General features: G+C 61.8%; 13 protein-coding genes and 1 tRNA gene. 11 read left to right on the top strand and 3 right to left on the bottom strand.

The features are described 5' to 3' along the window. Positions 1 to 182: 182 nt before the first annotated feature. Positions 183 to 1448, bottom strand: a complete 1266-nt coding sequence (locus SAZ10_RS19485; RefSeq protein WP_318611011.1) for an MFS transporter — start codon at positions 1446 to 1448, stop codon at positions 183 to 185. 335 nt (positions 1449 to 1783) lie between these two features. Here SAZ10_RS19485 and SAZ10_RS19480 point away from each other — a divergent pair, with 335 nt between their 5' ends. Together SAZ10_RS19480 and SAZ10_RS19475 are read left to right on the top strand one after the other, a co-directional pair. Next, positions 1784 to 2677 (top strand): glycosyltransferase family 2 protein, encoded by an 894-nt coding sequence (locus tag SAZ10_RS19480; RefSeq protein ID WP_318611010.1) that lies wholly within the window; start codon positions 1784 to 1786, stop codon positions 2675 to 2677. Between the two features lie 204 nt (positions 2678 to 2881). Beyond that, positions 2882 to 3952: a glycosyltransferase family 4 protein gene (locus tag SAZ10_RS19475; protein WP_318611009.1), complete on the top strand. Its 1071-nt coding sequence runs from the start codon at positions 2882 to 2884 to the stop codon at positions 3950 to 3952. 15 nt (positions 3953 to 3967) lie between these two features. Here SAZ10_RS19475 and SAZ10_RS19470 read toward each other — a convergent pair whose 3' ends face one another. After that, positions 3968 to 4153 carry a hypothetical protein gene (locus tag SAZ10_RS19470; protein ID WP_318611008.1) on the bottom strand — a complete coding sequence of 62 codons (186 nt, stop codon included), beginning with the start codon at positions 4151 to 4153 and terminating at the stop codon, positions 3968 to 3970. A 138-nt stretch (positions 4154 to 4291) separates the two neighbouring features. On the opposite strand from SAZ10_RS19470, the gene SAZ10_RS19465 reads away from it, so the two are divergent. From SAZ10_RS19465 to SAZ10_RS19425, 9 genes are all read left to right on the top strand, one after another. Beyond that, positions 4292 to 5284, top strand: a complete 993-nt coding sequence (locus tag SAZ10_RS19465; RefSeq protein WP_318611007.1) for a DUF4007 family protein — start codon at positions 4292 to 4294, stop codon at positions 5282 to 5284. After that, the gene (locus tag SAZ10_RS19460; protein ID WP_318611006.1) at positions 5277 to 8711 is read left to right on the top strand and encodes a hypothetical protein; all 3435 of its coding nucleotides are present in this window, start codon (positions 5277 to 5279) and stop codon (positions 8709 to 8711) included. The genes SAZ10_RS19465 and SAZ10_RS19460 overlap by 8 nt, the downstream gene beginning before the upstream one ends. Before the next feature lie 52 nt (positions 8712 to 8763). Beyond that, positions 8764 to 9576: a phosphoadenosine phosphosulfate reductase family protein gene (locus SAZ10_RS19455; RefSeq protein WP_318611005.1), complete on the top strand. Its 813-nt coding sequence runs from the start codon at positions 8764 to 8766 to the stop codon at positions 9574 to 9576. Between the two features lie 14 nt (positions 9577 to 9590). Further along, complete coding sequence (locus SAZ10_RS19450; RefSeq protein ID WP_318611004.1) at positions 9591 to 11477, top strand: hypothetical protein; 1887 nt, start codon at positions 9591 to 9593, stop codon at positions 11475 to 11477. After that, entirely contained in the window at positions 11474 to 13027 is a 1554-nt protein-coding gene (locus SAZ10_RS19445) for a hypothetical protein (protein ID WP_318611003.1), read from the top strand. Before SAZ10_RS19450 ends, SAZ10_RS19445 begins: the two co-directional genes overlap by 4 nt. Further along, a complete protein-coding gene (locus SAZ10_RS19440) occupies positions 13024 to 18261 on the top strand; it encodes an FtsK/SpoIIIE domain-containing protein (protein ID WP_318611002.1) in 5238 nt (1745 codons plus the stop codon). Before SAZ10_RS19445 ends, SAZ10_RS19440 begins: the two co-directional genes overlap by 4 nt. Then, positions 18258 to 19427 carry a cysteine desulfurase family protein gene (locus tag SAZ10_RS19435; RefSeq protein ID WP_318611001.1) on the top strand — a complete coding sequence of 390 codons (1170 nt, stop codon included), beginning with the start codon at positions 18258 to 18260 and terminating at the stop codon, positions 19425 to 19427. Before SAZ10_RS19440 ends, SAZ10_RS19435 begins: the two co-directional genes overlap by 4 nt. Positions 19428 to 19582: 155 nt before the next feature. Further along, positions 19583 to 21646: an AAA family ATPase gene (locus SAZ10_RS19430; protein ID WP_318611000.1), complete on the top strand. Its 2064-nt coding sequence runs from the start codon at positions 19583 to 19585 to the stop codon at positions 21644 to 21646. Beyond that, the gene (locus tag SAZ10_RS19425; RefSeq protein ID WP_318610999.1) at positions 21643 to 22557 is read left to right on the top strand and encodes a hypothetical protein; all 915 of its coding nucleotides are present in this window, start codon (positions 21643 to 21645) and stop codon (positions 22555 to 22557) included. Before SAZ10_RS19430 ends, SAZ10_RS19425 begins: the two co-directional genes overlap by 4 nt. A gap of 458 nt (positions 22558 to 23015) precedes the next feature. On the opposite strand, the gene SAZ10_RS19420 is transcribed toward SAZ10_RS19425, so the two are convergent. After that, positions 23016 to 23091, bottom strand: a tRNA-Glu gene (locus SAZ10_RS19420). Positions 23092 to 23418 lie beyond the last annotated feature (327 nt).

Here is a 23418-nt window from a genome sequence, read left to right as displayed (position 1 = left end):
CGACGCTGGTGCCTCCCTCCCCCTTGTGGGGAGGGATTCAGGGTGGGGGTCCGACGCGCGCCAATCCAAGCCGGAAGTGCCATCTGCGTCAGCTAACCTTGCAAGGTGATCGCGAGGCACCCCCACCCTGAATCCCTCCCCACAAGGGGGAGGGGGTCGCCGGCGCCGCGCCCTTGACATCGTCAGACGCCTCTTTCCTGCCACTCACCCACGCGTACAGGGCCCTCCCGCGTCCCTCCGAACTCCACTCCCTTCGCCTCCACCCCGAAGCCGGCCAGAAGCGCCACGGCGACGGCAACCACCCCTACCACCAGCGCAAGCGCGAAGGCGTAATCGCCGCCATAGTGCTGGGCGATGCCCGCCTGGATCGTGGCATTGGCGGAAGCGAGCAAATTGCCGAGCTGATAGGTGAAGCCGGGAAACGTTCCGCGGATCGCGTTGGGCGAGAGCTCGTTGAGATGCGCGGGAATGATGCCCCAGGCGCCTTGCACCGCGAACTGCATGAGAAACGCGCCGATCGCGAGCAGCACCGGGCCGGAGGCGTAGACCCACAGCGGGATGATCGGCAGAGCAAGCAAGGCCGCGATGACGATGGCGCGCCTGCGTCCGATCCTTTCCGAGAGGAGGCCGAAGACGATGCCGCCGATTATCGCGCCGATATTGTAGATGACGGCGATCAGGCCGACGGTTCGTACCGAGAACTGCCGCTGCACCTCGAGGAACGTCGGATAGATGTCCTGCGTGCCGTGGCTGAAGAAGTTGAAGGCGGTCATCAGCAGCACCGAATAGATGGCCAGGCCGACATGCCGCCGCAACGTGCGCCACAAGGCCAGGCCGCCGGCTTCATTCTGGCGCGCCAGGAAGACCGGCGATTCATCGACCTTCGTGCGGATATAGAGCACCAGCAGCGCCGGCAGCGCACCGACCATGAACATGCCGCGCCAGCCGATCAGCGGGAAGAGCAGGAAGAAGACGAGCGAGGCAATCAGATAACCCGAGGGGTAGCCCGCCTGCAGGAGGCCGGAAATGAGCCCGCGCGTGTTCACCGGAATCGTCTCCATCGCGAGCGACGCCCCGACGCCCCACTCGCCGCCCATGGCGATGCCGTAGAGCGCGCGGAGCACGATGAGCGCGGTAAGCGACGGCGCGAAGCCGGACGCAAATTCCAGGATGGAATAGGCCAGAACATTGGCCATCAGGGTTATGCGCCGGCCGTACGTATCGGCGACGTAGCCGAAGAGCAGCGCGCCCACCGGACGCATGGCGAGCGTCAGCGTGATCGCGATCGTGACGCGCGCAATGTCCGTCCCGAACTCCTCGGCCACATATTTCAGGACGAAGACGAGGATGAAGAAATCGAACGCGTCCAGCGTCCAGCCAAGAAAGCTCGCGATGACGGCGTTCCGCTGCGAGGGCGTGAGCGAGCGGAGATCGGACAATGCAGGCATGGCTGCCTCCTGCCTCTGGTGCCCGCCGCTATTCTATATAGGGCGGAGACGGGACAGGGGCGGAGACGGGAGTCGAGCTTGTCCTGCGACGGGAGTGAGCGTGGAACCTGCGCGAGGATGGATGCAAAGCTTACGCGCAGACCTCGGTCGCCAGGCACCAGCATGAGGAACGCCAGGCACCAACGATCCACCGTCTCGAAGATTTCGTATGGAATCTGGCGATTGTCGCCCTAGTTCGTCATCAGCACGTGGATCCTGCAAATCCGGAGCACTGCTGTTTCAGGGCTTAGTGTGCGATGACCGCCAGGACGTGCGCCGGCGGTCGACTATGTCAAATGGACGTGTCCGTCATCCTCTGCACGCGAAACCGCGCGGCCATCCTGCCTGCTGCGCTGGATTCGGTGGTAGCAGCATCCCAGGCGGAACACGACATCAGGCTGGAGATCATCGTCGTCGACAATGGATCCAGTGACAACACTCAGGAGTCGTTCGCTGGCTGGAAAAGCTGTGTAGGGGTCAATGCGAAAGTCTTGTATGAACCGCGCCCAGGCGTCTCCTGTGCCAAGAACACAGGGATCAAGAGCTCAAGGGGTGAGGTCCTTGTGTTCGTAGACGACGATTGCCGGCTGTCGATCGGCTACTTCTCCGACCTCGTTCGACACTACTCGGGCGACACTGGTCCCGTCGTTCGAGGAGGCCGAGTCGAACTTGGGGACCCTTCTGACCTTCCATTCACTATCAAGACTGAAAACAAAGTCTCCCGACTGGGCGGCTTGATTCACCCTTCAGGGTTTGTTCATGGCGCGAATTTGACGATGGCCAGCCGTGTCATCGAGTTGATCGGTTCTTTCGACGAGCGTTTTGGGCCAGGCGCGCCTTTTTTGGCAGCCGAAGACACCGATCTGGTTTACCGAGCGCACAAAGCCGGCATCCCCGTCGAATATGTTCCTGATATGACCGTATTCCATTATCATGGTCGTCGCGATCTGAATGAGATCAAGCGTCTCAAGTTTGCCTACGAGTACGGCAATGGGGCGCTCCTGGCTAAAAACCTGGTATCCGGCAAAGTCCTCGATAGGCACTTCTACTGGAATCTGCGGAACAGCGTGTTTGAATTGTTTGGCGGAAAGAAATTCGACGTAGCTCTACAGCTGTCTCACAGGACAATTGTTGCAGGGAACCTGGCGGGAGCCTGGCGATACCTCTCTTACGCGCTCTTCAAGCGCTGATTGGGCCGGGATCGCTGAAACTGCTGTACTCCCCCCGTGCAACCCTAGACCGGTGGCGCAGGCGCTATAGATGGATCGGTTGGCGAAAAGCGAGCGGGTAGCAGCCCGAGGAGAGCGGGCTGCGCGAACCCTATTCACGCACCCGTAAAGCTCGAGCACGTCGGCGGCAGGAGATTGCGCGAGCGGCGACCATAGGAGCAGCAATTGCGCATCCTGTTTACCACCGGAAACGCTTACCTGCCGCAAATCGCTGGAGGCGCTCAATCGAGCACGCATCAACTGGCCACCGAACTCAGGAAGCACGGACATCACCCTGCCGTGCTCTGCAAGCTGAGAGGCGGCGATTGGACTGCATTTCGGGCACGGGTCAACAAGCGGCTTAAGCGCAAGCTTTTCGCCAGGGACGAAAGGATGGGCTACCCCGTCTTCCGCGCGTGGGATCCTACTGCTGCAACCGAGGTGGCCGAGCGGTTCAGACCAGATGTGGCTGTCGTCCAGAATGGCGACACCATGAAGATAGCGAGCAGCCTCGAGAGCAGCGGAATTCCCGTCGTTCTGTACTTTCGAAATGTCGAGTTCGACGAACTCGGCGGAAATCCAGCAGACCTGCGTCTCGCGAGCTACATCTCGAATTCGCAGTTTACCGCAGCCCGCTACAAGCAAGCCTTCGGCGTCAGTTCGACCGTCATCCCCCCTTTGATCGACGCCTCCTTGTATCGCACGACGAGTTCCCGAGAAAACGTCACGTTCATCAATCCGTATCCGATCAAAGGTGTGGATCTGGCAATCGAGATTGCACGGCGATGCCCCGACATACCGTTTTCGTTCAACGAAAGCTGGGCACTAAACGACGAATATAAAAGAACTCTATTGCGGCGTCTTCAGGAACTTCCGAACGTGGCGTTGTATTCTCGGACCTATAACATGAGGTCTGTGTATGGCAAGGCGCGAGTCGTGCTGATGCCGAGCAAATGGGAAGAGGCTTGGGGGCGCGTGGCATCGGAAGCCCAATTCAGCGGCATTCCCGTGCTCGGATCGACGCGTGGCGGTTTGCCGGAATCAATTGGCGAAGGCGGCATCGTGCTGGACTACGACGCTCCGCTGGACGACTGGGTTGCTGCGCTCCGACGCCTGTGGGACGACGACGCGTGCTATGCTCGGCTTTCTGCTGCGGCGCTCAGGCATTCGAAAAGGCCCGAGCTGAATCCGGGGCACCAGTTCGCCACCTTTCTGGAAGTGCTCCAGCTAGCCGCTTTCGGTGCGAAAGCTGCCTGACACGTATGGCTTGAGCTAAGCCCCGACCCCCAACTCGCCGCCCATCGTGATGCCATAGAGCGCGCGCAGGACGATGAGCGCGGTGAGCGAAGTCGCGAAAAAACTGGATGACCGTTCTGGTGGGCCGTCTTCTGCCTGTCCGGAGCCGGGCACGAGATGCGGTAAGCTGACGCTCGCGGGATGCGCCGGTGATTTCAGCAAGCTCCTTCGTCTCGGACGTTCGACGCGGCGAAAAGCCGCCGTTTGTACAGCCTGAATCAGGGTGTCCAGCTTGAAGGTGACCGCTCTGGGGATAGATCGCCAGAATGGAACGACCACTGGTAGAGTTCTGCGTGATTCTTGATTATCGTTCCGCCTCGTGAGCAAACTGACATGAGTAGCAGAAGTAGCAGAGAACAGACCGCCGACGCGTTTCGATTTGGCGGACATCAGACCTTTCCGCTTCGGATCGCCTGGCTTCCCAAGGTCGCCAAGGGCCTGAGTGAAGGGCGCGATGTTCTCGGCAGCGTGCTTGATGGCGTGGTGACTCTCGGCCTCGGCAAGAACATGGTAGAAGCCCTGCGTTGCTGGGCCGATGCCTATGGCGTGGCCTTCAGAGACACTACCGGTTGGCGCTTGACCGACGAAGGCGATGCGATTTTCGGCCCTAATGGGCACGATCGCTATCTGGAGGATGTGCAGACGCTGTGGTGGCTCCATTGGAAGATTTCCACACAAGAGCCCGGTCGATTTTTCGCCTGGGAGCTGCTGTTCAATCGTTGGAACGATCCCACCTTCACGGCCTCTGCGGTGTTGTCGGCTTTTGCGAAAGAGGCTGAGCGCAGCGGACGAAGCTTGTCAGAGGTCAGCCTCAAGCAGCATTTCGATGTCTGGCTGCGCACATATTGCACGCCGCGCGGTGGCCGCCTGGGCGAGGATGGGCTCGACTGTCCCTTGACCTCGCTGGGTCTCATTCGACCGGCTGGCGAACTCGAAGGGCTGGGGCGTCGTGAGCCGGTCTATGGCTTCGATCTCTCGCCGAAACGGGCGATAAGTCAGGCACTCTTTCGCTACTGCCTGATGGCCTGGTGGGAAGCGCGTAGCGGCAACGAAGACACCATTCCGTTCCACCAAGTGGTGAGCGAACCGGGCAGTCCCGGACGTGTATTTCGTATGCCCGAGAGCGAGTTGCGCAGTCGTCTGGAAATGCTAGGTCGGGTGGACGCGGAGATTAGGTTGGTCGAAAGCCTCAACCAACAGCAGCTTCGTCGGATCCGCAATTTCCCGCCGATCGCGCATCGACTGGCGACCATCTATTCCCCGGAAGCCGTGAAGCGCGCCGCCCATGCTTAAGACCGAAACCAAAGCGAAAACCATGCGCGATCTGCTCAAGATCCGTCCGCAGCATCTGCGCTCGGTTCAGATAGAACGCGATTATGCGGACCCGAGCGCTTCGGCCTACTACGTAGTCACGCCGTTCGTGGCCGCTACCTTCGAGCGGATCGGGCAGGGCCTGCAGTTTTGCAGCACCGCTCGGGCATGGCGCCTCACGGGCGATTACGGTTCGGGTAAATCGAGCTTCATGCTGGCGTTCGCCCGCCACGCTGCGCGCGCCGGCGCGGTGCTTCCTGTCGACCTGCGGACCGCCGATCCGGCAGTTCGCCTCGAGCCGGTGCTGGTGGTAGGTGAACGCGAGCCCGTTGCCGAAAGCCTTGTCCGGGCGCTGCGCCAAACTATTGGGCGCCTCGATCACGTGCCGCCGCGAGCGCTGGCGAAGCAATTGAGCGCGGAACATCCGCTGGGCCCCTCAGCGGTGCTTGACCTGGTTTCGGCCGTGGGCGACTGGGTTCGTACGCAGCAAATCGCGTCGGGTCTCCTCATCGTTTTTGACGAGCTCGGCAAGAATCTCGAATTTGCCGCCGGAGCGCCCGGAGACGGCGATCTCCAACTCCTTCAGAACCTGGCCGAAGCTGCCGCACGTAGCGGAGTGGCACCGCTAGTTGTCGTGGCCGTCCTTCACCAGGCAGTGACCGCTTATGCGCGCGATCTGCCCAGTACCGACCGGCGCGAGTGGGAAAAGGTCAGCGGCCGATTCGAGGAAATTGTGTTCGCGCCGCCGCTTGAGCAGAGCGCCGCGCTCGTTGCCGCTGCGCTCGGTCTCGACGAAAGCCAGCTGCCAAAGGCGCTTGGTTGCCGGGCCAAGGCGCAGTTGCAGACCGCTGTGGCGGCCGGCTGGTACGGCCCTGGTGCCAATCTTGACAGTCTCGATGCCATTGCTCCCGCCCTGGCGCCGCTCGACGCCTTCGTCTTGCCCGTCCTGTCGCGCCTGCTGCGCCGGTTCGGGCAGAACGAGCGCTCGCTCTTCAGCTTCCTGTCCTCGGCGGAGCCTGGCGGGCTACTCGCCCATGCCGGCCAGCCCCTAACGAACCATGAGCCTTATCGGCTGCACGACCTCTATGACTACCTTAGCCAGAATCTGAGCGGAACATTGGCTGGCGGCGCCAGTAGCGTTCGTTGGAACCTCGTGGAAGGCGTGGTTCGCTCGGCCGCTGCGAAGACGCCCTTGGAGCGGAACGTCTTGAAGACGGTAGGTCTCATCAACCTGCTCGACGACCCCGGCTTTTCGCTCACACCAGAGCTTCTGGTGCAGATGCTCGCGGACGAGACGGTTCGAAGCCAAGCCGAAGCTGCAGTGCGCCGACTGAAGGATGAAAGCCGGATCCTGTATGATCGCGGAGCCGGCGGCGGGCTGTGCTTGTGGCCCCACACCAGCGTCGACTTGCAGGCCGCTTTCGAACAAGGGCTCGCCGCGGTATCGCAAAATGCCGATTTGATCGCGGCCCTGCGCCCGGTGCTTCCGACGGAGCCGCTCGTGGCACGCCGCCACTATGTCGAAACTGGCACCATGCGGCACTTCGACGTAAGCTACGTTCCCGTGGTGGCGCTCGCCGATGCGCTACACGCATCGGCGCCCAAGGCGGCTGACGGCCATCTGCTGATCGTGCTCGCGCGCAATGAGCGTGAGCGCGAAACGGCCCTTGCGATGATCGCCGCTTACCAGGCTTGGCCAAAAACCTTAGTGGTGGGCGTCCCCCCGACAGTAGGCGAGCTCGCGCCGCTCTTGCGCGACTTCGATGCCTGGACCTGGGTCGCCAACGAGACGCCTGCGCTGTCTGGAGATCGTATCGCGCGGGAGGAAATCGCTCGGCAGATCGCGATGGCCGAGGATCGGCTGCGTCGTGCGCTCGCCGGCCTTATCGATTTCAAGGGGAGTGGCTCGGTGGTGACCCGCTGGTTCTATTGCGGGGCCCCGCTAGATGTCCGTTCGGGCCGACAGCTCACCGAAGCATTGTCGGACGTCTGCGATGCGGCGTTCCGGAAAGCGCCGATCGTCACAAACGAACTGCTCAACCGTCGCCAGCTCAGTTCGGCAGCGGCGCGCGCACGCACCCTCCTGATCGAGGCGCTCGCTCAGGCGGCGGACAAGCCGCTGCTCGGTCTCGATGAGACCCACATGCCGCCCGAGATGGCTGCCTATCTCTCGATCGTGCGCGCCGGCAATGTTCACATCTGCCGCGATGAGCGTTGGCAGATCGTTCGTCCAGATCCCGACCCCCTCAATATCGCGCCCGCACTCGACCGCATCGGCGAGGTCCTGCGACGCGAAGAGGATCGCCGCGTACCCTATCTAGAAGTGGCCGCAGCACTGAAGGGGCCCGATTACGGCATTCGCGATGGACTGATCCCGCTGCTCGTGGCGATCTATCTTGCCGCCTATTGGCACCACACGGCGGTCTACGAGGAAGGGACCTATCTCGAGAAGGCGGGCGGACCCGAGTTCATGCGCATGCTCAAGGAGCCTGAATTCTTCACGCTCCAGCATTGCGCGGTTGAGGGTGTGCGCACCGCCGTGTTCAAACGGCTGGCCGAGGTAGTGGGCGTGCCGAACGCGGCGGACTCGCCCGATCTGCTCGACGTGGTTCGCCCGCTCATGCAGTTCGTGGCGCGGCTGCCGGACCACGCGCGTCGCACGCGCAATCTCAACGTGACTGCGGCTTCTGTCCGCAACGTTCTGATACGGGTGCAGGATCCTACCGCGATGCTGTTCCGCGACCTACCGCGGGCATGCGGGCTCGAGCCGTTCAGCGCCGACGAAGAGTTGGATGAAGAACGGCTCGATGCGTTCGTATCTGCAATCGCCAAATCGGTGCACGATCTGCATGCCGCGTATCCCGCCTTGCTCGACCGAATTGCCGAATCGCTCGGCACTGCAATGGAATGCACAGGAAGCCTGGAGGTGCTGCAAACGACGTTAGCGCGACGGGCCGAGCCATTGGTGGCCTCCGTTACCGACCCCGAGCTCAAGAGCTTCGCGTTGCGCCTTGCCGATCAAAAACTGACGCCCAAGCTCTGGCTGGAATCGATTGCCAGCTTCCTGGCGAGGAAGCCGCCCGAGCGCTGGGCGGAGCCCGATGAGCGTGAGTTTCATAATCGCCTCAAGCTTCTTTCACGCCGGTTCATGCGCGTGGAGATAGCACATAAGGACAGCCTCAAGACGGAAGGCGCGGCAGGTGAGGCCGTCTTCCGGCTAGTTATTACCGCGGGGGACGGCCGTGAGCTCGAGGACCTGCTACGCGGACAGGCGGACGACGCCGATGTGGCGGCTCTCGAAAGGGAGCTTGGCGCACTCATCGATAGACACGGGCGTGCCGGCATGTTGGCAATGACGCGCGCACTCCTTGCGCGAGCCGAACGCGATGAACCGACTTCGGACGTGTAGGGACTGGACCAACGCGCATGAATCGTGAAAGATGGTCGACTAGGGGCTTTCAATGACGACCAGCACTCCCGTTCGCCACATCCTTAGTCTTTCCGGTGGGAAGGACAGCACGGCACTCGCCATATACCTGCGCGACCGCGTGCCGGAGATGGAATACATATTCCACGATACCGGCAAGGAGCTGCCCGATACACTCGATTACGTCGAGCGGCTCGAGGCGTATCTTGGCAAACGGGTTGTTCGCACGACCACGCGAGAGAGCTTCGATGATGTCCTGCGAACAAAGGGCGGCATGCTGCCATCCAACAAGCGTCGGTGGTGCACCGAGCTATTGAAGCTCAAGCCATTCGAGACCTACGTCGGTGAGGAGCCGTGTATCAATTATGTCGGCATTCGCGCCGACGAGGATCGCGTCGGCTATGTCAGCCACAAGCCTAACATCAAGGCCGTCTTTCCTTTCCGTGAGGACGGCATCGACTATGATGGTGTGGTGCGCATTCTCGAGGATGCGGGACTTGGCATGCCGCCTTACACGAGCTGGGGCCGCACCCGATCGGGCTGCTTCTTCTGCTTCTACCAGCAGAAGATCGAGTGGGTCCGTTTGAAGCAGCACTATCCTGAGAGGTTCGAAGAAGCCAAAGCCTATGAAAAGCCCAATCGGGTCAATGGACAGGTCTTCTATTGGGGTGACGAACCCCTGGCGGAACTCGAGGCGCCGGAGCGCATGGCAGAAATCGAGGAGAATTGGCGCAAGTCGCAGGAGCGCAAGCGTGCACGGCGGTCAAATCGGCCTCTTGCAAATGTGCTGGGCGGGCTCGGGCTAGACGATAGCCCGCGCGACGGCTGCATGATCTGTCAGCTCTGAGGCTCGCTGGCGCGATGCGCAGGGATTTGGCGTCGCTGTCGCCGGGAGGGCGATGGATATCATTCCTTCGTGGCTACGGCCCGGTCAATCGCGTCGACGGCATGTATGCCGAAACGATCCAGGCTCTGGCAGGCCGCTATGGCGTACCGCCGCTTCGCTTTGACCATCCCGTCGCAAAGCAGCTGGCAGAGGCTTTAGACCCGAGCTCGGGCACGCTTTGCAACGTTGTGCTGACAGGGACGGCCGGCGACGGCAAGACCTCGCTTTGCAACGAAGTCTGGGAACGACTTGGCGGCGACAGCAGTCGAACGTCCGGTGCCAACCGCGACGATTATCTAGTACTGCCAGTGGAGGTCGGCGCACGGCGGATCAGAGTGCACTTCATTTTCGAGTTCAGCGGGTTCGCGCCGCCGCGCGGTGAGCGTTGGCCGGAAGAGAAGCTGTCGCTGCTCGAACTGTTCGGCAAGTCCGTTCTGGGGCAGGCGAACGACGACATCTTCGTGATTGCCGCGAATGACGGAAAGCTGGTTCAGGCAAAAGAAGGGCTCGTAGAAGGCAGTGCGGCCCGCCATGTCTGGCGGGACATCGAAAGGATGCTAGCAACGGGCGCCGAACCGGGTGCCGGCCGCAATCTGCTTTTCCTGAATCTTAGCCGCATGTCGACGCGCGACCTTCTCTCTAGAGCGCTGAAGTGCCTTCTTGATCGGGAGGAATGGCAATGCTTTGACAAGGAAGTCGACGATCCCGCCTTCAGCTCAGGCTCTCCACTCCGCCTGAATCATTCGGTGATGGCGGATTCGCTGTTTCAGAACCGTCTCCTGGCCCTGGCGGAACTGTGCGATGCCAATGGGCTTCACGTCTCGATCCGCGAGATCTTGCTACTTCTGGTAAATGCGCTCTTAGGCGACATCAAGTCCGATGAGCGCGTTCTGCGGCTTGATGGGCTCCGTGCTCTCGCGCTTGAGGGAAGGGCCCATGAGGCATCGATTTATCGAAATCTGTTCGGTCATAATCTGAAGGACAACCGGCGCGAGCAGTATGCCGTCTTCCGCCACCTGGGTACTTTCAGGGTAGGGTTTGAGACCACCAACGTGCTTGACGCACTCCTGGTTTTCGGAGCAGAGGACGAAGACCTCCGCCAGGACCACCAGCGATACGTCGCCGCTGACGATCCGCATGGTGTCCGCACGGAGTTCGAACGGCTACGCCGCGCTTATGTCGATGCCGATGAGGATCGCGGCGAGGCAACAGAGTTTCTCGCCGCCCTTGCGGATGAGCGTCGACGCCTGTTCTTTCGTTTGCCCGACAGGGATGCTCGCCTCGATCCCTGGCGGCTCACGATGTTCCAGTCGGCAGCCAGTTATCGCCGTTATATCCTGGGTCCTTTATCCCGGAACGAGGAGGTGGATCCCGCGATCATCAGGCTTCTCGTGTGCGGGCTGAACCGGATCTGGACGGGGATGCTGATAGGCGAGAGTGACATGCTTTACGTGAGCACCGGGCTCGATACGAGCGCCGCACCGGTCAGCGACGTCCTGGTATGGCGGATTCCCCTGATACCCAGTGATTTCGGCGAAAGGATAGAGATTGATCGCGGGCCGGACGACATGCCCCTTTTGCGAGTGAGCCTCGGGATTGGCGGAAGGAGCGCAACTTATCCTCTGCATTTGCTCCGTTACGAGTTCCTCACGCGGGTAGCCGAGGGAGCGCTTCCGAACAGCTTCTCCAAGGAGTGCAATGAGGACGTTCTGGCATTCAAAAGCCGACTGCTCTCGGAATGCGGCGCCGCGCGCCGCCTCACTGAAAGCGCCAGCCCAAACCGGCGGGGGCGTCCTCTCTCCCTCTTGATTCAGGATGCCGAAGGCGAGCCGCGAGTGAAAATGCTGGGGGTCTCGTTTTGAACATCCTCGCTCCCGACAATGTCCTGACTGCGTCGGCGGGCTCTCGGGCCTTCGAAAGCGTCAGTATCTGGCTCGGCGAGGCGGTGTTCGGACACCGCATCTGGTATCGTCAGACGCCTTGGCTGATTCTGCTGGAATTTCTCAACGTGGCTGAGGCGTTCCAGCGCAAGTCCGCCCTGCTCGATGAGCAGACGAGCCCGTCCTATAGCCTGCGCTTCCGGATGGGTCTGCGGCAGATACTCTTCAACGGCAGCGATCTCGAACGCATCGCCTCGCTGAATGTCGACGATGAATCGCGGTGGACCGAATGGCTCGCCCAGATGGGCAAGCAGCAGTGCATCCCCCGCGAGGGCTTTGGCTATCTTCGCGAGCGCTTCAAATCTTTCTCCGATTTTGCCCAGCTCGTGCGGCTCTTGCGGCAGACGGGGATAGAAGCTGGCTCCAACAAGCGCTGGTCCTCCCGCTTCATCTTTCCCCTGGGACCCGCGGCACTCTTCTCCGACGCCGCCGTGGACAAGAGTGCTCGGGTGGTAAGGGACTATACGGTCTTCGGTCGCTCGGGCGAGATGCTCTATCAGATGCTCTGCCGTTCAGATCACGCAGACGAGCTGCGTGCACATCTGGAGCGACTGCTTGCGCCGGAAAACGAGCGAAACAGGCTGGTTGGGCTGCTTTGCGCCCCCTCGGACGACGAGGCGGACCGGCGCGAGGAGGGCGAGTCTTTCCTTCCCTATCGCAAACACCCCGCGTTCGATCGGCTGGCCGCGGATTGGCTGAAAGTGCTTGGACTGGGCCTACCGGATGGAGATGCTTTGACCCATCTCGCACCGCTCGCAGCCTTTCATCTAATGCTCTATCAGCTTGAGACCGCGGCAGCGGCGCTCGGATCCGACAGGCCCGTCATCGTATGCGAGATGATCGCGCCGCGCCGCGAACTGGTACGGCAGCACGCTGTGAACTCGTTTATCGAGAACGACGCGTTGATACGCCGAGCGTTGACCGAGCGCCTCATGCACAGATTGACGGAGATCAGGAAGCTTGCCGATGCGCAGGATGCCACCGATCGCGATCGCCAGGAGTTTATCCAGGACCGACTACGCGAGGAATTCAACCTGAAATTGGAGCGCGTGGGGACCGATGCCGAGCTCGATCTCGAACTGGGCAATCACGTGGAGCGAAAACTCGACCAGAACGACGGGCTGGTCCACTTGAATTACGGCCGTTCGGTGGGCTTGGTCTCGCGTCGTGGCACAAACCGCAATCGGTATGCTCCAACCGACGCGTTTCTCAAAACTCTGGTCCTTGTGCGGGTTGACCGCCGGCAGGAGCTCGGACTTTTCCTTGCGGACCTCCGGGAGCAATACGGACTCGTAATCGGCCCGGAGGAAGCAGGTGCGGTGCTTGACCGAGAGGCGTTCGATCTGTCTTCCTTCGATCGTAACCGAGATCGCCTCGAGGCGCGTCTTGCGAGTATGGGGCTGCTAAACCGTCTCTCGGACGGATGTGCCTACGTGCTCAATCCTTATGACTCCTCAGAGGAGCGCCCATGACCGCGCTCCGCCTGGCGGGCAAGGTGGCCGCCAGCATCATCAGGAACACTTTAGACGCCGGATCCGGTGAAGAAGGTTTTGCGCGCTTTCTCCTCGCCTCGCTCGCCGATGACGAGATACTCGGCGTGGTGGCTGAGGTCCGCGCTGACGCGCAGCTAGCATCACGCGTGGAGATCCTTCTGCCCCGCTACCGATTCGAGAAAGCTGAGGGCGTCCCGGCAGACCTGCTGACGGACAAGACCGAGACGGTCCTTCGCCACCTTGCGTGCGAGCGTGAAGGCCGTGTCATGGTGCTCACTGACGAAAGCCAGCGGCAGTCCCTCGCGCAGTTGGTGCGCATCGATTCCGACGCCCTACTGTCGCGCTCGCAGGTAAGCACCTGGATAGACGCTGCCGGCGGAATAGGCCTCGATCCGGAACGCCGAAAGCACTTGGAACTCGCGTTAACCGGTATTCTGGATGTTGGACGCGCACCCCTCCGTCAGTTCGCGGCATACGTGCTCGCGGTGGCGGATCGCCTGCAGCAGAGGGATACCGTGGAGCTAGCGCTTGGCAGCTCGCTCATGGCGCTCCGAATCCCACGCCACGACCATCTGTTCGACGACTTATCACCCGCTCGCAAGCGGTGGCAATCGACTTGGCGGGATCGGCTGCTGCCGCATTGGCGGCGCTCCTGCTATTTCGCGAAGCGCGATCTTCAACAACTCCCTTTACCGAAGCTGCGCCTCGCGAAGCGTCTCGAGCAGCTACAGGATAATTTGCCTTCCGAGCTTATTGAGACGCTGCGCGCTTACGCCGAGGCTCCCGAGGCAATTGGCCCTGCCACACTCGCGCCGTTCGCATACGACTGGTCCCAACTGGAGCCATTCTTCGAGGAGCTGCCGACCCAGGAGAAAGAGACGATCGGGCGGCGGACCCTAGAGTATTACGAGCGGCACGATCCTGAGCTGCTCACCCAGGACGAGTGGGTTTATGTCAGGAGCCTGGCAGGACGCCGCGGAGTGCGTCCGACGCGTCAGCCGGAGGATGAGCAGTTCTACCGGTCTCACTCGCGCGAACTTCAGGAGGATTCGCGCCTCTCGGCCATGTGGGAGCGTTTCATCTACGGGCAGCGCGTCGAATGCACCGATCTCGTCGATGGGATCGTGCAGTGTCTGCGCCGGCTCTATGATGGAAGATCGACTGGCCGCCGAGTTCTCGTGGTCGAGGGTATTGAACGCTTCCCTGCACAATTTTCGTCCCTGAACGAAGGTGTGTGCAGGGCATTTGAGCGGTGGTACTCGGGCCTGCCGACAGCGCTCAATGGTGTCGTCGAATTTCGAAGCGTTCGGGCTTTCAAGTATTCGGAGCTCGCGGGCGATCTTCACAACCGCGGCGAGCGCCGCCGCGAGCAGCCCACGGGGAAGAAGGCTCGCCAGCTGACCTTCAAGGTTTGGCTCGAGTCTATTGGAGGCGAGGAGGTGCAGACCTCGGCCGACGTTCGCCTAGTCTGGGAATGCGAGCTCGATGCCGTCGGCATTCGTCTTGACGAAGATCTCGAGAGGCTGGCTGACGACAACACGCGCGGACCCGTGGTGAAATGTGTCGGGGGCAAGCGATCGGTTTCGCGCTCGCGCTCGGGTGTCATAGATCTGTCCGACACCAACTGTCTTGAGCCGGAACTATCCCGCGATCGCGGTTCTTTCGTCCCGCGCCGCGCGCAGCGGACGTGGATTGACGCAGAGTGGAAGGCAAATCTGGAGCGGATGAAGACGGCCGCGCTTATCACGGCGCCGGCCTACATCAAGCTCCTCGAGGCATTCCGGCAATTCTACGACGACTACAAGGAGGCGATCTCCGACCTCAGGAAGTCCGGGCTCTCGGGGCTGAGCGTCGCCCGCCAGGCGGCAAGCTATGGTTCGCTGCTCTCCACGATCGCAGAACATGCGACCACTCCGCTTGCCGTGGATGCCCTGCTGCACCCCTTGCTTGAGATTGGCGTGGCGTCGGTGGAGCCGGCTTTCGGACATGCAATGGGCGCCATTATCTGCCCGTGGCATCCGATCCGTCTGGCGGGGCTTCGTGCCCGTTGGCTTCGGCTCGCCCGTAGCATCTCGCCTATCTTGGCGGATGAGTCGGTGACGTTCACCGACAATGGAGCTTTATTCTTTGGGGAGCTGCGCCGCGATCTTCAACAAGCTGCGGAACCCGATGTCCTGCCCGTGTGGGACGGTGAGAAGCCAGTTTTGCTGGCTCGGACCGATCACCTGAACGGTTACTCGCTGCATGAACGCGCTATTACTCCCGAAGGAGGAGCAGTCGCGACGGGTGACAGCGTCAAGGCGGATGCACGGCAGATTTCAGCCATCGTGGAGACATATCTCAAGCTTCAGCCTCACGAGCGCGACAACCTCTCCGTGGTGCTCTACAACTCGGATGCGGCCGCTCTGCCGCAGGCTGTCGTCGACTCGATGCGCGATTCCGGCGCAGGAGATGGCGAGGCCATGTGCCAGGTGATGCTGAGGCATACCGATGGCGTCAGGCTCCGCGAGCTTTATCGTCAGCTCGTCAGCAGCGCTCCGGAGCAGGACGTGATGTATGCGAGCGAGAGCACGCGAGACTTCATGTCGCGGCTACGCATCTCCATGATGATTAACGAAGGCCCCACGGCTGCCTCGGCCGGAGCACCGCCCTGCGATATCGTCTTCTGCCATGACGTGGTGGCGCGCCGGGCTCGCCTGGACTGGCGGGCAATGCCGCGCCAGGTGCAGGAGGCTGAGGAATTTCGACCTGGCGAATGGTCGCGGCGAATCCCAATCGGCCAAGGAGAGCATGATTCCGTTGCGCTGCTTGCACGGCCGGTTCAGCCCCAAGAGGGATGGAGCTACCTGCACGCGGTCGCATCCTTGTTCGAGCTCGGGCCGGCGAACGCGGCTTGGCGGGACGAAGGTTGCCTGGTTCCAGTGAGAAAGACGGACATCCGTGCCGCGGAAACCCGCGACATCATCGATGAAACACATCGCCTCGGCAACTGGGTGGTCAACATCGATTCACTACTCGATAGGCGGCAACTCCAGGAGCGCGGGATCACCGTGATCCGCTACAAGAAGGGCGAGGGTGAGGGGCGAAACCTCATTATTTCCTCGAAGGCCTCGGACACGCTTCTTCGTGCCACGATCGAGTCACGGATCCGATCGCTCGATCCGTCTTACGGCCAGGACGAACTTGCTCGCCTTGCGGCCCGTCTGGTCACCGACGCCAACGCCATTTCCGGTGACCTTGTGCTTCGGGCCGCAAGGCGTGGCAGCAGCGCGAGCGAACTCATCGGTGTCGTGCTCAGCAGGTATTTGGTGGACGCGCAGCTTGGGACGGGACGCGAATCGGCCTGGGTGTTCCTCGATGACTACGCCAATTGGCTGGGTCAGGACGAGGAAAGGATCGCGGACCTCCTCTGTCTCTCACCGCATGTCGACGAGGACGGGGTTCCGGTCTTGGACGTGGTCGTCACCGAGGCGAAGTTCGTAGGTGCGGCGGCGGTGTCTACGAAGGCGAAGGAATCGGCGCGCCAACTTGCGGACACACTGCTCCGCCTTGAGCGCGCGCTCGATCCGGAGAACGCAGTTGCCGACCGGCGCATCTGGCGCGCGCGCCTGACAGAGATGCTGGTTGATGGTCTTCGTGGGGCGGCTCTCCGCGATGGCATAGATTGGGCAACGGTACTCAGGGACGAGACGCGCAGTCGCGTGAGAGTGCGCGGATACTCCCATGTGTTTGGTCATGCTCCGCCGGATGCGCTTCCGAGCGTTGTCGACGCGTACGTGGGCGTAGCCAAGACGGGTGGCCGGCAGGAAAGGTATTCACCCGACAGCCTGCGCGAAATCCTTCGTGCCTATTGCACAGGGGGCGATCCAATGCCGGTGCGCCGTCGCCTGTGGAAAGGGGAGGACCTACCCGCGAGGCCCTTGCCCGTCAGTGGCGGGGGCGTTGTACCATCAGGCCCTCCTGCTCCGCTTTCGGCGACCAGTAACCAATTGGCAGTGGATGAGGCCGCCGAGCCCGCGGCACCACCTTCCGAGGAACCCATGCCTCCCGGCGGGCAATTCCTTGCTGTGCTGAATTCCTACGCGGCGGCCCAAGGCGGCGGTGAGGAGGATGGACGGTGGCTTGAAGACGTGGCGACCCGCTGCACAAATGCGCTGATGCGCTATGGCATGTCGGCTCGGCTGATCGAGAGTGTCTTAACACCAAATGCAGCGCTCCTGAAGTATCGCGGGGCGGACGATCTCACGATCGGGAAGGTTGAGAACCGGACTCAAGAGCTCGAGACCACCCACGCGCTCAAGGTGCTGAACGTCAGGGCACAACCGGGCAAGATCGTCATCTCGATCGAGCGCCCCAATCGTGCGCGGCTGACGCTGGCCAACGTGTGGAAGGACTGGGCGCAGCTGCGCGCCGATCCCAGCTCGGGCAACAACCGGCTCTTGATTGCATTGTTGGAAGACGATGGAACTCCGTTGTTCCTGGTGCCGCAACCAGCTCCGCACACCTTGGTTGCTGGGAGCACCGGTAGCGGCAAGTCCGTGCTGGTACAAAACATCATTGTTGGCATCGCAGCGACCAACACACCGGCGATGGCGCAGATCGTCTTGATCGATCCCAAAGCAGGCGTGGACTACTTTGCGTTCGAGGATCTGCCCCATCTTCAGGGCGGCATCGTGTCCGATACGGAGGAAGCGCTCGCGCGTCTCGAGGCACTCGTGGCGGAAATGGAGCGGCGGTACCTGCTTTTCCGCGATGCGCGGACAAACAACGTCGAGGGCTACAACAAGAAGCACCCCGGCGAACCATTACCGACCATCTGGGTCGTGCACGATGAATTCGCGGATTGGATGCAGATCGACAGCTATCGCGCCGTTGTGGAGTCGGTTGTCAGCCGCTTGGGTGTGAAGGCCCGCGCTGCAGGCATCTATCTCATCTTCGCAGCGCAGCGGCCGGACAACACGGTCTTTCCGATGCAGCTCCGCAGCAATCTCGGAAACAGACTAGTGCTCAAGGTCGACAGTCCTGGAACCTCTGATCTTTCGCTAGGGCAGAAGGGCGGAGGCGCCGAGAAGCTGCTTGGCCAGGGACACCTCGCGGCTCTCATCGGAGGCGCTTCCACTCCGCAATACGCACAGGTTCCCTTCGTCGATGAGGCGGAACTGACGGAGCTCGTGAACGCGATCGCGGCAGATGACCTGGGACGCCGAGCATGACGATCCGAGCTTACCTCGACAACAACGCCACGACACGTCCGCTGCCGGCGGTGGTGGCGGCGGTGCGCGAATGCATGCAGGATTGCTACCTCAATCCCTCCTCTGCGGCGGCAGCTTTACTTCAGCAGGGCAGCGACCCCGCGCCTCGCGCCCGCAGGGCATTGGGTAGGCTCCTAGGGACCGGCCCGGAAGGCTTCTTGTTTACGTCGGGTGCTTCGGAAGCGAATAGCTGGGTGGCATCGAACGTCAGCCCAGGCTCCCATGTGGTGGCAAGCGCGATAGAGCATCCATCGCTTCGTATTGCGCTCCAGGCGGCTACGCGGCGCGGCGCGCGAGTTTCGTGGGTCGCACCGGATGCGAACGGCGTCATATCGGTGGATGCGGTGCTTTCAGTTATGCGGTCCGATACGGCCCTGGTCAGCGTCATGTTAGCGAACAACGAGACGGGAGCAGTTCAGCCTATCGCCGCAATCGCCGAGGCCGCCCGAAAGCGATCGCCGCAATGCCTCGTGCATACCGACGCCACTCAGGCGGTAGGCCGTATGCCGCTGGATCTGGACGGGGCGCTGGCGGAGGTCGATCTGGTCTCGATGTCAGCGCACAAGCTGCACGGTCCCCGCGGAGTGGGTGCGCTCTACGTCAGACAGGGGATCGTGCTGGATCCGCTGGTCCATGGCGAGCAATCGGAAGGGCAGCGAGGAGGCACGCACAACTCGCCGGGAATTGCGGGATTCGCCGTGGCCGCAGACGCAGGGGCCGCCAGGATGTCCAACTGGCTTTCGGATGTCCTTCCATTGCGGCGCAATATCGAGGCTCGGCTGTTGCATCTGCTTCCCGGCTCGTGGGTGAACGCGGCCAAAACGGAGCGCCTACCGAACACCATCTCCATCACTTGGCCTGGTCTCGACGCTGCAGACCTTGTCGATAGATTGGCTCTGGCAGGCGTATGCGTGTCTACCGGTGCTGCTTGCAGCGCGGGCGCAAGGGAGCCGTCCCCGGCCCTTATTTCGATGGGGCTGTCGCACACGGATGCGTTGGCCACATTGCGATTGAGCCTCTCCCTCGACACCACTTCGAGCGAGGTAGATGCGGCCGTTTGCGAGATTGCAAAGGCCTTGGGCCGCAGCAATCACGACCCATTGATGACGGACCGGCTGGCATGCTGAGGGTTCGCCGGAACAGCGTCCAGCTGCCGAGCACGTTGCTCACCGACGAGGCGCGCCAGGCGCGCCTTGCCATCGTCGACTATCTTCGGCTTGATCTCGCCAAAATGGAGCAGCGGCGGGCCCCCCTGAACGAGCGGCTCTACCGTAGCCCCTCGGTGGTCGAGGCGCTCCGACACCTGTTCATGGACAAGTGCGCGTACTGTGAGGCGGCCATCCCTCACGGCGAAGAAGAGGTGGAGCACTTTCGGCCGCTTGGCTACGCGCGGGGTCTCGACAGTGTAGAGTCGCGTCAGCATTACGTCTGGCTGGCGTATGAATGGGAGAACCTTCTCCTCGTCTGCGGCACATGCGGTAAGGCCAAGGGCGGCCTTTTCCCAGTTGCCGGTATGAGGGCGCGGGTGCGAGCAACTTTCGACGAGGTTCTCGCTTTTGAGTCGCCCGAATTGATCGATCCGAGCAGGGATGATCCATGGGACGAAATTCGGATGTCGGCAGATGGGACGTGCCGCCCCCTGCGCCGTAGAGGCGAGGTTACCGTAGCGGTTTTCCAGCTCAATCGCCCCTCGCTCGTGGCGCGCCGCTCAGATGATCTCAATGAGCTGCGCGCGCGCTTTCCGAGAGCCATCAAGGACGGCGATCGCGAGCATCTCTCGCTTATGTTCGACCTGTCGCGGGAGTTCGTGGGTTCTCGTCTCGATACCCTTCACCGAGCGCTTGTCACCTGGGCGAGTCCCGGCGTCCGGGTTCCGACGGTTCGGCAATCTCTCCCGGAATGGTTCCGCAGGACCATTGAAAGCGCAACCACCGCCGATCGAGGCCGGCTTTCCGACCTTCTTGAAGACGTATTCCTGGAGGACGCGAAACTTCCCGAGCTCCGTCCTACAGAACTCGACCGGCTTGCGGATAGCGGTATGCGCCTTCCGCCGGCGGCTCTTGGGGGCGGTGCACGTCGGCGGTTTCCCGATCGCGAAATAAAGGCCGTCGAGATTTACGATTTCAAAGGTGTGGAGCGGCTCACCCTGGAGTTCGCGAGGACTACCGAGCGACGTCGCGAGCTGCCGTGCCTAATGCTGCTCGGCGAGAACGCTGCCGGAAAGAGTTCGGTGCTGGAGGCCGTAGCGCTCGCCCTGGCCGGCACGAGAGCGGTGGCGCGGCTCGGTATCCCGGGATCCGAGTTCCTTCGCCGCGATGATCCAGTGGGATGGGACATAATTGATCCACCCGCTCCACGGGTGGTCGTACATTTCCGTGACGAGGGCGAACCAGCCGAGTTCGGTGTCAGCGCAGATGGTCGCCGCCTAGAAGGGACCGCACAACCTTCTGTTCTCGTATTGGCCTATGGTGCCCGGCGCCAGTTTTCAGACAATTCGCGGCCATCTCGCCAACCGTTTGGCCTGATACGCAATCTCTTCGTTCCGAACCGCGCGCTTCCCAGTGCAGGCCCGTGGCTTCTGCGCATCAGCGAAGACGAAACTACTTTCAATGCCGTGGCCCGGGGCCTGCGCGAGGTGCTGGCTCTCGACGTAAACGACGAGCTCGTCATGGACGGGGCCGGGCGTCTTTCGGTTCGTGTCCTTGGGAGGCTCGTTCCGGTGGAGCGGCTGAGCGAGGGGTATAGAAGCCTGTTTTCTTTAGCGGTTGATATTATGCGCAACCTGCTCGGAAGCTGGCCGGACCTCGAGCGCGCTCGAGGTGTCGTACTCATCGACGAGATAGAGACGCACCTGCACCCGCGCTGGAAGATGCGCATTGTCGCGGCGCTTCGGCGCGCGTTCCCAGGCGTCCAGTTCATCATCAGCACCCACGATCCGCTGTGCCTGCGCGGGATGGATAACGGTGAAGTGGAGGTCATCGAACGGGATGCCGAGGGAAGGGTGCACCGTCTGGGCGATCTCCCGGCCATTCGGGGTATGAGCGCAGAGCAGCTCCTGACGTCCGACTACTTTGGGCTCTTCAGCACCGCGGATCCCGAGCTCGAATGGGAACTGGCCCGGACTGTCGAGGGTTCGGAGGCTCTACGATCCGACCGCTCGCGCGACGATGACTTGATCTCAAGGATCGTGCTTGGCGACACCATCAAGCAGCAGCTCGTCCATGAGGCACTGGACCACTATCTTGAAGAGCGGGAGCAAAGGCGAGGCCAGGTTCGTGCGCGGCGGGAAGCCGTAGAGGCGGTGCTGAAGGTGCTGCGCGGCGATGCGGAGGAGCAAACCGCGTGAGGTTCGTCGCTCGGCCGGCAGGATCTGAGCCTGCGTGTCTTTCCAACCCGGGGAAGGCAATCCGTGATGAAAAGCGATCCGCGGCGAAGTACTACTTCAGGCTGGACTACACCGCCCCCGAATTCAAGTCGTTCAAGTTCACCGCCTATCGGATGCACGAGGTCTCGATCGCGCTCGCTGATATATTCCGGCACAAGTGCGCCTACTGCGAGCGGGACATACGAGCTGGGGGGGACTCTGAGATCGAGCATTTCCGACCGAAAGGAGGCGTCGAGGGTGAAGCGCATCCCGGTTATTGGTGGCTAACCTACTCCTGGCTGAACATGCTGCCGAGTTGCAAAAGCTGTAATCAGCGCAGGCTGGCTCACGTACTGGAAAATGCCGTCAGCCCGGAGGAGTTCGATCGACTGCTGAATTCGACCCCTACAGTGAGCCACGGCAAACAAAACTATTTTCCCATTGCCGGACTGAGGGCCGTTCATCGCAAGGACGACCTCACGGCAGAGGACCCGCTCCTCATCGACCCGACGATCCGAGACCCCGCTGATCACCTCACCTGGGACCATGATGGTCCTCAAGTTCTGGTGAAGCCGCGCATGATTGAAGGCGTTCCGGATCGCTACGGCAAGGAATCGATCAAGGCCTATGCCCTGAACCGGGTCAACCTCGTGCATCGGCGGATCGCTGTCATGAAGACACTTCGTGCGCAGCGGACTCGCGTTCTCCAGAGGCTGGCCAGGACGGCGCAGGACGACCCGGGCTGGCACGCTGCGCTCCATGATGCTCTGGAAGATGCCCACTTCATGCGCACGGCGTACGGCGAGGATCAGGAATTCACGGCGATGGCGGCAGCCTTCTTCGATGACTTCGAAGCAGAGCTCCACGGCATGCAGGTGGCTGCCGCTGCCTGAGGATTTCCTGGGCAGCTTTGCTAAGCCGCGCGCGTCAGGGGTTGACCTTCGACGCAGCCGTCGCGATGCTCGGGGACGGTGCGACGCAGGCGATGTCGTTTCGCGACCACGTGCGGGCAAGCGGCATAGACACTTGCAGATCTACGCCCGAATATATTTTCATCGACGCCTCTGGCCGTTTGGCAGCGCAGCTTCGCCAGGCATCCACGATAGTATTTCGACTGGGGGAGGCGGACGGCATTCGCACGTAGTTCGCCCGCGGGCCCACCAGAATGAACGTCTGCATTCTCGCGCATCCTTACCATAACCGGTCGGATTGCCGAACGCGACGTTAGAGTATCTGCTCGGCAATGATCGCTACTGGCGTGAAGCGGCCATCGAAGGGCCCGGATTACAGAAGTCGTCTTTGGATCAGATAAGACCCCTGGTGCCCAGCTTTGTTCGGGAATGGAGATGGCTGGTACGCCCAACGGGAATCGAACCCGTGTTTCCGCCGTGAAAGGGCGGCGTCCTGGACCGCTAGACGATGGGCGCAGCGCGAAGCGGCTTATAGTTGCGGATTATCGGGGCGGCAACCCATCGCGTGGCGGTTTGACGAAGTTTTTCGTCGGAGTTTGGCGCAGGGGTCCCGCCGGGGGCGGAAACCCTGGAAAGCCAAGCAGTAGGGCTAGAGCCTTCTGCTTTCAGTCGGCACCGTCGCGCCCTGCAGACCCCTCAACCGTCTCGGCGCTTCGCGCCGAGCCACCTTCTCCCACAGGGGGAGAAGGGGGAGCCTGGCAATTAGCTTGCCGCAAATCGCGAACGTCGGAGGTTGGCGGAGACGCAAATGCAGCGCGCAGCGCCTGCGTCGGGCGAATTGCA

It is taken from the genome of Mesorhizobium sp. BAC0120, from assembly GCF_033542235.1.
GTDB lineage: Bacteria > Pseudomonadota > Alphaproteobacteria > Rhizobiales > Rhizobiaceae > JAWRCU01.
This window is presented reverse-complemented; position numbering and strand designations above follow the sequence as displayed.

Bases quoted from the DNA above. Each gene is read 5' to 3' on its own strand.
- SAZ10_RS19485 (WP_318611011.1), bottom strand. From the start codon at position 1,448: ATGCCTGCATTGTCCGATCTCCGCTCGCTCACGCCCTCGCAGCGGAAC.
- SAZ10_RS19480 (WP_318611010.1), top strand. From the start codon at position 1,784: ATGGACGTGTCCGTCATCCTCTGCACGCGAAACCGCGCGGCCATCCTG.
- SAZ10_RS19460 (WP_318611006.1), top strand. From the start codon at position 5,277: ATGCTTAAGACCGAAACCAAAGCGAAAACCATGCGCGATCTGCTCAAG.
- SAZ10_RS19455 (WP_318611005.1), top strand. From the start codon at position 8,764: ATGACGACCAGCACTCCCGTTCGCCACATCCTTAGTCTTTCCGGTGGG.
- SAZ10_RS19450 (WP_318611004.1), top strand. From the start codon at position 9,591: ATGCGCAGGGATTTGGCGTCGCTGTCGCCGGGAGGGCGATGGATATCA.
- SAZ10_RS19440 (WP_318611002.1), top strand. From the start codon at position 13,024: ATGACCGCGCTCCGCCTGGCGGGCAAGGTGGCCGCCAGCATCATCAGG.
- SAZ10_RS19435 (WP_318611001.1), top strand. From the start codon at position 18,258: ATGACGATCCGAGCTTACCTCGACAACAACGCCACGACACGTCCGCTG.